Origin of the sequence: Nocardia sp. NPDC050712, from assembly GCF_040654295.1 — a bacterium.
In the GTDB taxonomy this organism is placed as follows: Bacteria; Actinomycetota; Actinomycetes; order Mycobacteriales; family Mycobacteriaceae; genus Nocardia.
The window spans coordinates 1,237,543-1,251,387 of record NZ_JBFAHT010000003.1; the positions used below are offsets into that span (position 1 = coordinate 1,237,543).

Here is a 13,845-nt window from a genome sequence, read left to right on the forward strand (position 1 = left end):
GGTGTAGTATTGCTGGCACCTGGACTTAGTCCAGGTGCGTTCAGCCCGACCCCCCGGGGCTGAACCCGACGACCCCAGCCTCCTCCCCCCCCGGCTGGGGTCGTCCTCTATTTGGGGGACGGCCCGTGATTCCGCCGGGCCCGGCGCAAAGTTATCCACAGCCTCCGAGTTATCCACAATCGGCATAACGGGTCTTCCGCAAGCCGCCGCGGTGCCGCACTCTCGGCGCATGGAACTCGAAGTAGCGCAGGTGATCGCGGCCCCACCGGCCCTGGTGCTCGTTCGCGACAGCCGGCTCCGCGCGGAGGTCCGCCGCATCGCGGCCGCCGCGCAACGCGCGCTGGACGAGCGTGAAGTCCCCATCGGGCGGCACAGCTGGGCCGCCGCGCCCCTCGTCATCCTCGACACCGCCGCCGGGCAGGCGTGCGCCGCGGCCGGATATCTGCGCCGCATCGGTGTCGTCCTGGTCACCGACGGCGAGCCGGAGCTGTCCGATTGGCAGGCCGCCGCGGCCGTCGGCGCCGAGCTCGTCAGCCCGCTGCCGGACGCCGCGGAGAAGCTTGTCGGAAAGTTTGCTGAGCATGCCGAGTACCGCCATGGCGACGGTGTGGTTATCGCCGTCGCGGGTGCCGGTGGCGGTGCCGGCGCCTCCACCCTGGCGGCCGCCACCGCCCTCTGTTCGGCCGCGCAACGCTTCCGCTCCGACACCGTCCTGGTCGATGCCGCACCCCTCGGCGGTGGCCTCGACCTGCTACTCGGCCTCGAGAACGCCACCGGCCCGCGCTGGCCAGACCTGGTCGTCGAAGACGGCCGCATCGCCGCCGCGGCCCTGCATGCCGCCCTCCCGGCCGCGGCGCCCGGCCTGGCCGTTCTGTCCTGCGGGCGCGGTGGTGCCGGTCGATTGCCCACCGAAATAACACCCGCCGCCATCCACGCCGTAATCGAAGCCGGAAGGGCCGCAGGGGATCTCGTGATTTGCGACCTCTCGGCCGAACGCGGCCCGCACATCGAGGCCGTCCTCGACTCGGCCGATCTGGTCGTCCTCGTCGTTCCGGCCAGGCTGCGCGCGCTCGCGGCCGCCGAAACTGTGTCTTCCTACATCGGTGCCCGAAACCCCAACCAGGGCTTGATAGTTCGCGGGCCCGCGCCGGGCGGTCTCCGTGGCGCCGAAATCGCCGAGATCTTGGACCTGCCCCTGCTCGCCGCCGTCCGGCCCCAATCCGGTCTCACGGCCCGCCTGGAGCGCGCCGGGCTCACTCTGCCGCGCCGCGGGCCGCTGCGGGCCGCCGCGGGCGCGGTGCTCTCCGTGCTGAGTTCGCCTGTGGGGCAGGGGAGTCGATGAGCGCGGTCGATGTGCTCCGGGCCGCTCCGAACGCCTGTCGTCGGCCAGCTGTGACCGAATTCACTTGTGGCGGTGCGGATTCGCTCGGTGCAGCGCGTTTGCGGGGAATCGGGCCTGTGGGGAGGTGCCCGCGATGACCACCCTGGTGACCACGCAGCTACTGGATCGGGTGCGGGAACGGCTGGCGGGACACACCGGTGACCCGGATCCGGCCCAGGTCGCGGCCGCGATTCGAGCCGAGGCGGGCGCCGTACTCGGCGACACCGATCTGCTCCGGGCGCTGCGCCTGTTGCAGACCGAACTGACCGGCGCGGGCGTGCTCGAGCCGCTGCTGCACGACCCGGACGTCGCCGATGTCCTCGTCACCGCCCCCGACGCGGTGTGGATCGATCGCGGCCGCGGCCTGGAGAAGACCGCCATCACTTTCTCCGACGAAGCCGCCGTCCGCAGGTTGGCCCAGCGCCTGGCGCTGTCGGCGGGCCGCCGGCTCGACGACGCCCAACCGTGGGTGGATGGCCGCCTCTCCGGAAGCGAAGCAGCACTGGGTGATTCGTTCGGCGTCCGCTTGCACGCCGTCCTCGCGCCCATCGCGCACGCCGGCACCTGCCTGTCCCTGCGCGTGCTGCGCCCGGCCACCCAGGGGTTGGACGCACTCGCCGCCTCCGGCGCGGTGCCGCCGGACGCGAAACTGCTGCTGGAGCGGATCATCAGCGCGCGTTTGGCTTTCCTCGTCGTCGGGGGAACCGGAGCGGGAAAAACAACCCTGCTGTCCGGCCTGCTCGCCAAGGTCGACCCGAGCGAACGCATCATCTGCGTGGAAGACGCCGCCGAACTCGCCCCACCCCACCCGCACGTGGTCCGGTTGGTCGCCCGCACTGCCAACGTCGAGGGCGTAGGCGCGGTAACCGTCCGCGACCTGGTCCGCCAGGCCTTACGCATGCGCCCCGACCGCATCGTCGTCGGCGAGGTCCGCGGCGCCGAGGTAGTCGACCTCCTCACCGCCCTCAACACCGGCCACGACGGGGGAGCGGGCACAGTTCACGCCAACTCGCCCCGCGAAGTCCCCGCCCGCCTCGAAGCCCTCGCCGCCCTCGGCGGCATGGACCGCACCGCCCTGCACAGCCAGCTAGCCGCCGCCGTCCAAATAATCCTGCACGTCCATCGCCGCGCCAACGGCACCCGCGGCCTCCAAGAAATCGGCTTGGTCCAACGCGATCAAGACGGCCGCATCCACATAACCCCCGCCTGGCACGCCACCCCCACCCCAACCCCCGCCGCCGACGACCTCACCCGCCTCCTCGCCGAACGGCTGGGGCGATGAAGCCGTTTACCTGGCACTACGTCACATGGTCGCGTCCGCGACTGCGCCGACGTCCGGCTCGGCTGATGATCGCCAGGCGCATCTACTCGGACGTCATTGCGGTCCACGTCTGCGCTGAAACAGATGTCAGTGGCGGTCTGCTTTGCCCGGTGGGTTCCGGGTTCGGCGGCTCGGAGCCGTCGATGCGCGATGGGACGCTCCGGTGATCGCCGCGTGTGCTTGTCTCGTTGCGGCCCTGATTGCCGCACCGGATCCGACCGCACGTCGTCGGTTTCAAGTGGCGTTCGGCACGAGGCCATCGGTGCGGAAGCCTCTGCCGCGCATGCTATTTCCGCTGTTGGCGGGCGGCGCACTGGCTGCGGTGCTTCTGGCGGGGATCGGTCCGCTCAGTGCCGCCGCAATGGTCAGCGGCACCGTAGTGCTCCGCACTCGCCGCGCGCGGCAGGAACGGGACCGCACGGCGGAATCCGCACATCTCCTCGATGCTCTCGACGCGGTGATCGGCGAACTCCGGGTCGGCGCCCACCCGAGCTCCGCCGCCGAGGCCGCTGCCCGGGAATCGCAAGGTCTCGCAGCACAAGCCTTCACCACCAGTGCCGCCCGCAGCCGCCTCGGCGGTTCGGGTGCAGCGGGCCTGCTCTACCCCGACTGCGCCATCACCTCCGAACTCGCCCGCGTCGCCACCGCCTGGCAGGTGGCCGAACAACACGGCTTGGCACTGGCCGAACTCCTCGCCGCTGCCCGCGCAGATCTCCTGTGCCGCAACCGTTTCCGCAGCCGCACCGCCGCAGCCCTGGCAGGCCCCCGCGCCACGGCCACGGTTCTCGCTTACCTCCCCCTCCTGGGCCTGGCCCTGGGCCACCTGATGGACGCCGACCCCCTCCAAACCCTCTTCACCACCCCCGCCGGCGCCCTCCTCCTCCCACTTGGCACCGCCCTGGCCTGCACCGGCCTCCTCTGGAGCGACGCCATCACCCGAAAGGTCCTCACATGAGCCCCCTGTGGATGCCTGTGCACAATTCCCACCCCACCCGTTTCCGCCCGCGACGTGAACCAGCCGATCACCCTTCGAGGCACCGCCCACACTTCGCGTGCGCCACGAGTCGCACGCATCCCCCAATCCGGATGCAGCGCAAAGTCTCCCGCCCACGACACGTCACCTCGAAGCCTGCTCGCCCCTGCTGGGACCCCACCCGCCACCGCAAGCGACCTGCGGCAACCGAATCATCCAACGGCTCCCGCCCGATCAGCATGGGGATACCTGTGCACAACTTCAAGCCGCCACAATTCGTGCCGAATCGTGTCAGACCACCCCACCCATGGCCCCCCGACCCGCCGCGATCAACCCCACCGACCCAACGAACACAAGCCGCCCCAGATGTTCTCACGCGCCACTCCACCGCCCACACGGAGCTGGCTCCTTCAGATCAAGCTTCGGCACGCCCACCCGCTCGGCGCTGGCCCCGCCATTTCACTCGCGGCAGCGCCCCGACTGGCTGTTGCGGACAACACAGCAGCCCTCCCGAACTCGGGGCACAGTCGCAGAGGCACAGCCGACGAGATCACTGGGAGTTTCGAGCTGTTGCAATCCCTCCCAGTTGTGGTCGAGCTGCGTTTCGGGTGGAGGTTCGGGACGCCCGCATGGCACCGACCTACCTTCGATGGCGACACCGCTCCCGCACGCTGCTGCGGATATGCCACGGCAGCCCGCCCCGGCGCGGCCAATTGCGCTGTACCGGTCCTATCCGCCGAAGTCCCCGGCTTTTCGAGTTCCGGCTCACTGGCACTAACCCTTGCTCGCGCGGAGTTGGCGCTTTCGGATGGGGGCTCGAGCGGTCGCCCGCCAAGCGGTGTTTTAGCCGTTTCGGCGCCGACTGCTGTCGGCCTGTCACAGCAGTCCAGCCACGGTTGGCGCTTCGCGGGACCGGCCCGTAACCGCCGAGGTTGGAGGTGCTTTCGCGCTACAGACCGGGCGGCCTACATGAACACAGGTCCGAGGACTGACGGTTTTCGCCGTACCTGGGTCGAGGTCGTGTCCGCGATGCGGAAGTCGAGCTGGGGATGAGTGTGCACAACTTGCACCTACCTCTAATCGAGGAGGTTCGAGGCAGTAGCGCCTATCGACTGCCTCGATCGCCGAGCAGACGACATTGTGCGTCAGCCCAGGCAGGCACTCGCAGAGTGGTCCGACCTCCACACTGCGATCCGCCGGGGCAGGCGGTGGACCACCGAGATTCTCGATGTGCGCTGGCCAGGAGGGCGCTCGCGGAGAGGCCGGGCCGCCGAGTGCGGTCCAGCGGCTGGAAGCGGAAACCGGGGTTCTCGATCGACCCGGCTCAACGTTCAGTAGTGGCCTGGAACGACCCCACGGTCAGAGAGCAGCCGACCGGAATTGACGAAGGAAGGGCTGGGGATGAGTGGGATAGCAGCTGTTTCGGTTCTTCTGATTGCAGGCGCTTCGGCGCTGCTACCAGGCCGTGTGGCGGTAGCCCGGCGACTCCGCTCGATGCGGAGCGATCCGGTGGAGCCGCTGCCGCGCAGGAAACTTCGAGGAAGCAAGCCGGATCCACTCGCGGTCGCTACGGCTTTCGACCTGCTGGCCGCCTGCTTGCGGGCCGGCTTACCGATGGCCGGCGCGGCCCGAGCGGTGGCGCCGACCGCGCCCGAGATGCTCGGCGAAGCGCTGCGCCGGGCCGCGGATCTGTTGTCCCTGGGAGCCGACGCGGGGACAGCATGGGAACGGACGGTAGGCGAGGTGACGGGCCGCCCCGGCGCGACGGAAGTAGAGGCACTGGCACGCATGGCCCGGCGCTCGGCCAGATCCGGCGCCTCCCTCGCCGTCGCGGTGAGTGAGCTCGCCGAACAACACCGGGCCGCGCTCGAGGACGCGGCAGTCGCCCGAGCGGAACGAGCAGGGGTCCTGATCAGCGGCCCCCTCGGCCTCTGTTTCCTCCCGGCCTTCCTCTGCCTCGGCATAGTCCCGGTCGTCATCGGCCTGGCGGGCCGCGTCCTCGGGGACGGCCTCCTGTGACCACCACCAAAACGTGCCCGCGCGGACCGGCCGCACGGGCGGGAGAGATAGGGGAGTCCGTTGCGAATCGACAATGCACCCGGTGCGGTCGCGGAACGAATGCGGATGCGAGCCAGATTCCGGAGTGGTCAGTGGGCCAGCCCGCTCCCGCCGCCCGCCGCCACCGAGTACGAGCAGTCACCCGGCCCGAGACTGAATCCCGTACGCGCCACACCCCGGCGCGGGCAGTTGCCCGCCTCGTGGCTGACCCCGGTGCGCACCGGATTCGAAAATGGGCACGCAGCCCTGCATGCGATCCCGACGCAACTCGTCACCGGTCGACGCACGAATTCCGAAACGCGCGAGCCGGTGCCGAGACCGACGGCAGCGCGCCAGGACGGCCCGACGACGGCAGCGGGTCGAGTCGACCCACAGGCGGCGTTGAGCGGACGCCGTCCGGGATCGGCGTCCATATGGAGCGGTCCGCGGAGGGCGTGGAAGCGCGTGGGCCTGCGGGCTGCGGTGTCGCGCTCGTACGCGGAAATCCGCTGCCGGTTGCTGCGAGCAGTGGTGGCCGACGACGGGATGAGCACGGTGGAGTACGCGATCGGCACGATCGCCGCGGCGGCCTTCGGGGCAGTGCTGTACGCCGTGGTGACGGGGGACTCGATCGTGACCGCGTTGACGAAGATCATCGACAAGGCACTGAACACCGCTGTGTAAAGCGCTCGGGGGCGGCGACTCTCCGGGGGGACAGGGGTGCGGTGACGGTCGAGGCGGCGATCGCGCTCACCGCGGTCGTTCTCGCGGTGGTCCTGTGCTTCGGGGCACTGTTCGCGGCGTCGACGCAGGTGCGCTGTGTCGACGCCGCGCGCGAAGCGGCACGGCTGGCCGCCCGCGGGGATCACGACAACGCGCTGTCCTCCGCCCGTCGAGTAGCGCCCCCGGGCGCCGACATCGCGCTGCGTACCGAGGGTGACCGGGTGGTGGCAGTCGTCTCCGCCCGGTCGCCCTTCCTTCCTCTGGTCCTGCGCGCTGACGCCGTAGCCGCGCAGGAGCCGGGAGCGGCCCGATGAATCTGGACGAAACTGGCCGTAGAGCAGCGATTTACGTGACTGCGAGGACCCGCCACCGACCACTCAGCGCGTGCATTCCACCACGCACTGCGTGCAATCCCGCAGAGCGTGTAGCGCAGCCGGACACCGCCGTCATGAGCGGTCCGACAGCAGCGGACGAAACCGCAGGTACACCAATAGTTCCCGAGCACGTGAAGCGACGACGTCCACCCCGTGCGCGCACCGCGCGGGCAGCGGACCTCGCCCGAGGCGACTCCGGCGCCGCCACCGTCCTGGCCTGCCTGGCCCTGGCAAGCCTGATCGTGGTGACGATATTGCTGGGACAGGTCGGGGTGGCGGTGGTGGCCCGGCATCGAGTGCAGGCGGCGGCCGATTTGGCGGCGTTGGCCGGAGCGGGTGCACTCGGGGAGGGAAGTGACGCGGGGTGTGCGGCGGCGGGGGAGATCGCGCGTCTTATGCGGGCGCGAGTGCGCGCGTGTGTGGTGTCGCAATGGGATGTAACAGTGACGGCCGAACAGAATGTACCAATGGGTCTGTTTGGTGTTCGCGAAGTTAGCGCGATGGCTCGCGCCGGGCCGGTGCAGGAGGAACTGTGAGGCGCGGTGTGCGCTTACCAGTCGCACCGGATTCCGCGCAATTCCGGTAATTGCGCTGACCAACAAATGCGACTCGAGTTCTATTTATGCAGGTGCCCGCGGAGCTATTCGAATAAAACCGCATGTCGCAACGTAATGGCCGTGGCAATAGCGCAGTTAACCTGAAATCGATCCTCTTTAATCGACCGGAACCGCTCCGGACGGTCCACTAGTGGCACTACCTGCACCGAACCGCGCCGACCTGGTGATCCGCCAGCCAGGTGGCGACACGGTCACGCCCCGAGCGCGGCACTGTCACGAATCGAAATCCGGGCCCCTACCGGGGGCTGGTGTGCGATCCAGCTCGCCCAGAACGGCCGCCAGGAGCCGGGCCGCGGCGTCCTTGTGCAACGGGTGATTGCCGTTGCCGCACTTGGGCGACTGCACGCAGGACGGGCACCCGGCGGCACACCCGCAGGACCGGATAGCCGCGAGTGTGGCCCCCAGCCAGTGTCGCAGCTGCGCGAAGCCCCGCTCGGCGAATCCGGCTCCGCCGGGCTGCCCGTCGTAGACGAAGATCGTCGGCAGCCCGGTGTCGGGATGCTCGGCGGTGGAGACACCGCCGATATCCCACCGGTCGCAGGTCGCGACCAGGGGGAGCAGGCCGATCGCCGCGTGCTCGGCCGCGTGCAAAGCCCCAGGTACATCGGGTGGTTCGATGCCCGCGCGATCCAGCAGCTCGGGCGTGACGGTGTAGAAGACGGCGCGGGTGGGCAGCGTCTGCGCCGGCAGATCGAGTTCGACGATGTCGAGCACCTCGCCGGTGCGCAGCGTCCGCAGGTAACCGATGACCTGGCTCGTCACCCTGACCTGCGCCAACCCGCTGGTCACCGCGCCATGGTGGTGCTGCTCGGTGACGCCGTCGAGCGCGATGGAGGTGCGCTGCCGGGCGCTGGTGGTGAACCCCGGATCGACGGCGGTCACGAACGCGACCCCGCCGTCGAGGTCCAGCTCGTCCACCAGATAGGTCTCGCCCTGATGCAGGTGTACCGCGCCGTGATGCAGGGTGGCGGGCGCCCGCCCGGCGTCGGCGGTACCGAGCAGCCGCCCGGTCTCACCGTCCACGATCGCGACCGGGGTGCCGATGCCGCCGCGCACGTCCACGGCATCGTGCGGTCCGGCCTGCGCGTCGGTCACATACCAGCGTCCGCCACCGTTTCCACGCCACCGAACCAGTCCCTGAGCTGCGAGATCTTCCATCAGCGCGCGAGCCTCGAGTGTATCCACCTCGGCGTCGGTGAGCGGCAGTTCCAGCGCCGCGCAGAGCAACTGCGGCCCCAGGACATAGGGATTGTGCGGGTCGGTGATGGTGGCCTCGATCGGCTTGTCCAGCAGCGCCGCCGGATTCCGCACCAGGTAGGTATCGAGCGGATCGTCCCTGGCCACGAGCAGGACCAGCGAGCCCTGGGTGCGCCGCCCGGCCCGCCCGGCCTGCTGCCAGAACGAGGCCACGGTCCCCGGGAAGCCGGACATCACCACCGCGTCCAGCCCGGCGATATCCACGCCGAGCTCCAGCGCGTTGGTGGTGGCGGCGCCGAGCAGGGTGCCGTCGGACAGCGCCGCTTCCAGGGCCCGCCGGTCTTCGCCGAGGTATCCGGCCCGATAGGCGGCCACCCGTTCGGCGAGCTCGGGATCCACGTCGAGCAACCGCTGCCGGGTGTCCATGGCGACGAGTTCGGCGGCCCGCCGGGAGCGCACGAAGGTGAGCGTCCGCGCACCCTCGGTCACCAGATCCGCCATGATCCCGGCCGCCTCGGACGTGGCCGAACGCCGGATCGGCGCACCGTTTTCGCCGGTCAGCGTGGTCAAGGGCGGCTCGACCAGCGCGATGGTGCGCGCACCCTGCGGCGATCCGTCCTCGGTCACCGCGACGCAGGGCGCCCCGATCAGCCGGGATGCGGCAGCCGCGGGTTCGGCGGTGGTGGCCGAGCACAACACGAACACCGGGTCCGCTCCGTAGTACTGGGCGATGCGCCGCAACCGCCGCAGCACCAGCGCGACGTGCGAGCCGAAGACCCCGCGGTAGGCGTGGCATTCGTCGATCACGACGTAGCGCAGCCGCTTCAATACCCGGGCCCAGCGCTGATGCGACCGGAGTATGCCCAGGTGCAGCATGTCGGGGTTGGTGAAGATCCAGCGGCCGTTGGCCCGGACCCACTGCCTGATCTCGGCCGGGGTGTCGCCGTCGTAGGTGGCGGGATGGATTTCGCGCAGTGGCCCCTCGTGCGTCAACTCGCCGATCGCGCGCAGCTGATCGGCGCCCAGCGCCTTGGTCGGCGCCAGATAAAGGGCGGTGGCCCGGGGATCCTCGCGCAATGCGGTGAGGACGGGCAGCTGATACCCCAGCGACTTTCCGGATGCTGTGCCGGTGCTGACGACGACGTGCCGGCCGCTCGCGGCGAGATCGGCGGTCCGGGTCTGGTGACTCCAGGGCTTTTCTATGCCGGTCGCGTGCAGCGCGCCGACCACCTCCGGCGCCGCCCAGGCGGGCCAATCCGTGCTGCTCGCGGGCCGCGCTGGTAGCTCTACGACATGGGTGAGTCGGGGGTCACCGGGGAGGACACGATTCAGCAACGATCGCCCATAGCTGAGCTCGCCGAGACTGTGCGCCAGGGTTGCCGGCTCGTGCGGATTCACGACGCGGCACGTCCGACACGCCGGGAAAGTGTGAAACGTGTGTGGTTAGCAACCCCTACCTGCCATTTCGATACCAAATAGCGACCCGGGTCACAGGGGGTTTGCCAGATGCTCACTAGGTTATCTAGAGGCAAACGAACCTTGAGTCCGGATTCACCCATTGTGTCCCTCACCTGCGCATTCGCAAGATCAAGTTTTTTGCAAATTGTCGGTAACTCGACTGTCGAATTGCTCAGAGACATGGTTCACTGGTTCCTGGTCGCAAGCTTCTGTGTTCGAGGGACGGATCCAAAGTCCAAACCGTCAGCAGGATCGATGTTGCGAACGGTGTGCTTGGTGCTTTCCTGCAGGGGGAACCAACAGTACAACGGTCGGAACGGGCCCGGTGGACGAACCCAGTTGTCCGCCGTTCCGGTAGAAAAGAGAAGGAACAGAATGGCACAGGGAACTGTGAAGTGGTTCAACGCGGAGAAGGGGTTCGGCTTCATCGCGCCCGAGGACGGCTCCGCTGACGTCTTCGTCCACTACTCCGAGATTCAGGGTTCGGGCTTCCGTACTCTCGAAGAAAACCAGAAGGTCGAGTTCGAGGTCGGCCAGGGCACCAAGGGCCCGCAGGCCACCGGAGTTCGCGCGCTCAGCTGAGTGACGCAATCCCCAGCTCGTCCCTCACCCCCGGTAACGGAGGTGGGGGACGAGCTATATCTGGGGTAGGGCACGCACCGAGTGGCATACGGCACCTTCCGCTCCACACACTGCATACTGGGTTCCGGTTACCACGTACGCTCGGTGGTTCGGGGTCGCAAGCAATCAACACCCGCAGCCACCGTCAAGGTATAAACGTGTCCGGTAGCGGCGGCAGAGGTTGTCATCGCTTACCCCAACCGCGGTAGTAGACGCACCAGCGTCACGCGGGTCGAGAAGGAAAGGTGTATTCGCCGGTGGCAGCACGAGACCTCGGTTCAGCCGACCAGGGCCGTCCCCTGCGTCGTCTCGTGATCGTCGAGTCCCCGACCAAGGCCCGCAAGATTGCGCCATACCTGGGTCGTAACTATGTGGTCGAAGCCTCTGTCGGTCATATTCGGGACCTTCCGCGCGGTGCCGCGGACGTGCCCGCCAAATACAAGGGCGAGTCCTGGGCCCGCCTAGGCGTCGACGTCGATCATGATTTCGAGCCCATCTACGTGGTGAGCCCGGAGAAGAAGACGAAGGTCGCCGAGCTCAAGAGCCTGCTCAAGGACGCCGACGAGCTCTACCTCGCCACCGACCCCGACCGCGAGGGCGAGGCCATCGCCTGGCACCTGCTGGAGACGCTCAAACCCAAGGTGCCGGTGCGGCGCATGGTGTTCCACGAGATCACCGAGCCGGCCATTCAGGCCGCCGCCGCCGACACCCGTGAGCTCGACAACGACCTGGTCGACGCGCAGGAAACCCGCCGCATCCTGGACCGCCTCTACGGCTACGAAGTCAGTCCGGTGCTGTGGAAGAAGGTCATGCCGAAGCTGTCGGCGGGCCGCGTGCAGTCCGTCGCGACCCGGGTGATCGTGCGCCGCGAACGCGAGCGGATGGCGTTCCGGTCGGCCGAATACTGGGATATCGCAGCCAAACTCGATGCCGGTACCGCCACCGAGTCCGACGCCTCCAATCCGCGGACCTTCGGCGCGCGCCTGGTCCAGGTCGACGGCTCCCGCGTCGCCAGCGGCCGTGACTTCGGCTCCGACGGTCAGCTCAAGGGCAGCGGCGTCGTCGTCTTGGACGAGGCGCACGCCCGCCGCCTAGCCGAGGCCCTCGATGGCGCCGACCTGGTGGTTTCCTCCGCGGAGTCCAAGCCGTACTCGCGCAAACCGTATCCGCCGTTCATGACCTCGACGTTGCAGCAGGAGGCGGGCCGCAAGCTGCGGTTCAGCTCCGAGCGCACCATGCGGGTCGCCCAGCGGCTCTACGAAAACGGCTACATCACCTACATGCGTACCGACTCGACCACGCTGTCGCAGTCCGCGATCGACGCCGCGCGTTCGCAAGCTACGCAACTCTATGGTCCGGATTACGTCTCGCCGTCGCCGCGTCAGTACACCCGCAAGGTGAAGAACGCGCAGGAGGCACACGAGGCGATCCGCCCCTCCGGCGATACCTTCCAGACGCCGGGTCAGCTGCACGCGCGGCTCGACACCGACGAATTCAAGCTTTACGAGCTGATCTGGCAGCGCACCGTCGCCTCGCAGATGGCCGACGCCAAAGGCACCACGCTGACGCTGCGCATCACCGGCGTCGCGGGCACCGGCGAGGAGTGCGTGTTCTCCGCCTCCGGCCGCACCATCACCTTCGCGGGCTTCCTCAAGGCCTACGTGGAGAGTGTGGACGAGGAGGCCGGCGGCCAGTCCGACGACGCCGAGTCCCGCCTGCCCGCGCTGGAGCAGGGCCAGGGCGTCACCGCGGTGGAGCTGAATCCCGATGGGCACAGCACGAACCCGCCCGCGCGTTTCACCGAAGCCTCGCTGATCAAGACGCTGGAAGAGCTCGGCATCGGTCGTCCGTCGACCTATGCCTCGATCATCAAGACGATCCTGGACCGCGGCTATGTCTACAAGCGCGGTAGCGCGCTGGTGCCGTCCTGGGTGGCGTTCGCGGTGATCGGTCTGCTGGAGGCCTACTTCGGCCGGCTGGTCGACTTCGACTTCACCGCCGCCATGGAAGACGACCTCGACGCCATCGCCGGTGGGCGCGAGCAGCGCGGAAACTGGTTGTCCTCCTTCTACTTCGGTGGCGATCACGGTGTCGACGGTTCGGTCGCGCGCTCGGGTGGCCTGAAGAAGATGGTCGGCGAGCAGCTCGACGACATCGATGCCCGCGAGGTCAACTCGATCAAGCTCTTCGTCGATGACGAAGGTCGCGACGTGGTGGTCCGGGTCGGCCGGTTCGGTCCGTACCTGGAGCGGATGGTCACCAATCCCGATGACCCCGAAGGGGATTCGATCTCGCAGCGGGCGAATCTGCCCGACGATCTGCCGCCGGACGAGCTGACCGCCGAGGTCGCCGAGAAGCTTTTCTCGACGCCGCAGGAAGGTCGCAAGCTCGGCCCCGATCCGGTGACCGGCAACGAAATCGTCGCCAAGGAAGGACGTTTCGGTCCGTACGTGACCGAGATCCTGCCCGAGCCGCCCGCCGACGCCGCGCCCGCGGCTCCGGCGAAGAAGACCACGAAGAAGGCCGCCGCGCCGAAGCCGCGCACCGGATCGCTGCTCAAGTCGATGGATCTGGCGACCATCACACTGGACGACGCGCTGAAGCTGCTCTCGCTGCCGCGCGTGGTCGGTCTCGACCCGGAGTCCAAGGAAGAGATCACCGCGCAGAACGGCCGCTACGGCCCGTATCTGAAGAAGGGCACGGACTCGCGTTCGCTGGCGACCGAGGATCAGATCTTCACGGTCACGCTGGATGAGGCGCTGAAGATCTACGCCGAACCCAAGCGCCGTGGCCGGCAGGCGGCCAGCGCCGCCCCGCTACGCGAACTCGGCAACGACTCCGCCACCGACAAGCCGATGGTGATCAAGGACGGCCGCTTCGGCCCGTACGTCACCGACGGTGAGACCAACGCCAGCCTGCGTAAGGGTGACGAGGTCGAAACCATCACCGACGCAAGGGCTTCGGAGCTGCTGGCCGATCGGCGGGCGCGTGGGCCGGTGAAGAAGACGACCAAGAAGGCCGCCGCGAAGAAGGCGCCGGCCAAGAAGACAGCCGCGAAAACCACCGCCAAGGCAGCGGCCAAGAAGACGACGGCCAAGAAGACCGCCGCGAAGAAGACCGCCACCAAGAAGGCCTGAGGACGG

At 68.5% G+C, this 13,845-nt stretch carries 10 protein-coding genes; 9 read left to right on the top strand and 1 reads right to left on the bottom strand.

The features are described 5' to 3' along the window. Positions 1-229 precede the first annotated feature (229 nt). The 7 genes from ssd to AB0H76_RS26145 all read left to right on the top strand — a co-directional run bounded on the left by ssd (position 230) and on the right by AB0H76_RS26145 (position 7,345). The gene (gene ssd / locus AB0H76_RS26115; protein ID WP_357329057.1) at positions 230-1,342 is read left to right on the top strand and encodes a septum site-determining protein Ssd; all 1,113 of its coding nucleotides are present in this window, start codon (positions 230-232) and stop codon (positions 1,340-1,342) included. 133 nt (positions 1,343-1,475) lie between these two features. Further along, positions 1,476-2,663 (top strand): TadA family conjugal transfer-associated ATPase, encoded by a 1,188-nt coding sequence (locus AB0H76_RS26120; protein WP_357329060.1) that lies wholly within the window; start codon positions 1,476-1,478, stop codon positions 2,661-2,663. A gap of 301 nt (positions 2,664-2,964) precedes the next feature. Further along, entirely contained in the window at positions 2,965-3,657 is a 693-nt protein-coding gene (locus AB0H76_RS26125; RefSeq protein ID WP_357329063.1) for a type II secretion system F family protein, read from the top strand. Positions 3,658-5,169: 1,512 nt separating this feature from the next. Then, a complete protein-coding gene (locus AB0H76_RS26130) occupies positions 5,170-5,694 on the top strand; it encodes a type II secretion system F family protein (protein WP_357329066.1) in 525 nt (174 codons plus the stop codon). Positions 5,695-6,195: 501 nt separating this feature from the next. Further along, a complete protein-coding gene (locus AB0H76_RS26135) occupies positions 6,196-6,396 on the top strand; it encodes a DUF4244 domain-containing protein (RefSeq protein WP_357329906.1) in 201 nt (66 codons plus the stop codon). A 41-nt stretch (positions 6,397-6,437) separates the two neighbouring features. After that, positions 6,438-6,749: a TadE family type IV pilus minor pilin gene (locus tag AB0H76_RS26140; RefSeq protein ID WP_357329069.1), complete on the top strand. Its 312-nt coding sequence runs from the start codon at positions 6,438-6,440 to the stop codon at positions 6,747-6,749. A 134-nt stretch (positions 6,750-6,883) separates the two neighbouring features. Next, complete coding sequence (locus AB0H76_RS26145; RefSeq protein WP_357329072.1) at positions 6,884-7,345, top strand: Rv3654c family TadE-like protein; 462 nt, start codon at positions 6,884-6,886, stop codon at positions 7,343-7,345. A 294-nt stretch (positions 7,346-7,639) separates the two neighbouring features. Here the strand turns inward: AB0H76_RS26145 and AB0H76_RS26150 are convergent, their stop codons facing one another. Next, positions 7,640-9,958: a DEAD/DEAH box helicase gene (locus tag AB0H76_RS26150; RefSeq protein WP_357329908.1), complete on the bottom strand. Its 2,319-nt coding sequence runs from the start codon at positions 9,956-9,958 to the stop codon at positions 7,640-7,642. Between the two features lie 498 nt (positions 9,959-10,456). Between AB0H76_RS26150 and AB0H76_RS26155 the strand changes: the two genes are divergently transcribed. Together AB0H76_RS26155 and topA are read left to right on the top strand one after the other, a co-directional pair. Next, the gene (locus AB0H76_RS26155) at positions 10,457-10,663 is read left to right on the top strand and encodes a cold-shock protein (RefSeq protein WP_011206895.1); all 207 of its coding nucleotides are present in this window, start codon (positions 10,457-10,459) and stop codon (positions 10,661-10,663) included. A 350-nt stretch (positions 10,664-11,013) separates the two neighbouring features. Next, the gene (gene topA, locus AB0H76_RS26160) at positions 11,014-13,839 is read left to right on the top strand and encodes a type I DNA topoisomerase (protein ID WP_357329910.1); all 2,826 of its coding nucleotides are present in this window, start codon (positions 11,014-11,016) and stop codon (positions 13,837-13,839) included. The last annotated feature ends 6 nt before the right edge of the window (positions 13,840-13,845 follow it).

Excerpts from the sequence above, each read along its gene's own strand:
- ssd (WP_357329057.1), top strand. The coding sequence starts at position 230 with ATGGAACTCGAAGTAGCGCAGGTGATCGCGGCCCCACCGGCCCTGGTG.
- AB0H76_RS26120 (WP_357329060.1), top strand. The coding sequence starts at position 1,476 with ATGACCACCCTGGTGACCACGCAGCTACTGGATCGGGTGCGGGAACGG.
- AB0H76_RS26130 (WP_357329066.1), top strand. The coding sequence starts at position 5,170 with ATGCGGAGCGATCCGGTGGAGCCGCTGCCGCGCAGGAAACTTCGAGGA.
- AB0H76_RS26155 (WP_011206895.1), top strand. The coding sequence starts at position 10,457 with ATGGCACAGGGAACTGTGAAGTGGTTCAACGCGGAGAAGGGGTTCGGC.
- AB0H76_RS26145 (WP_357329072.1), top strand. The coding sequence starts at position 6,884 with ATGAGCGGTCCGACAGCAGCGGACGAAACCGCAGGTACACCAATAGTT.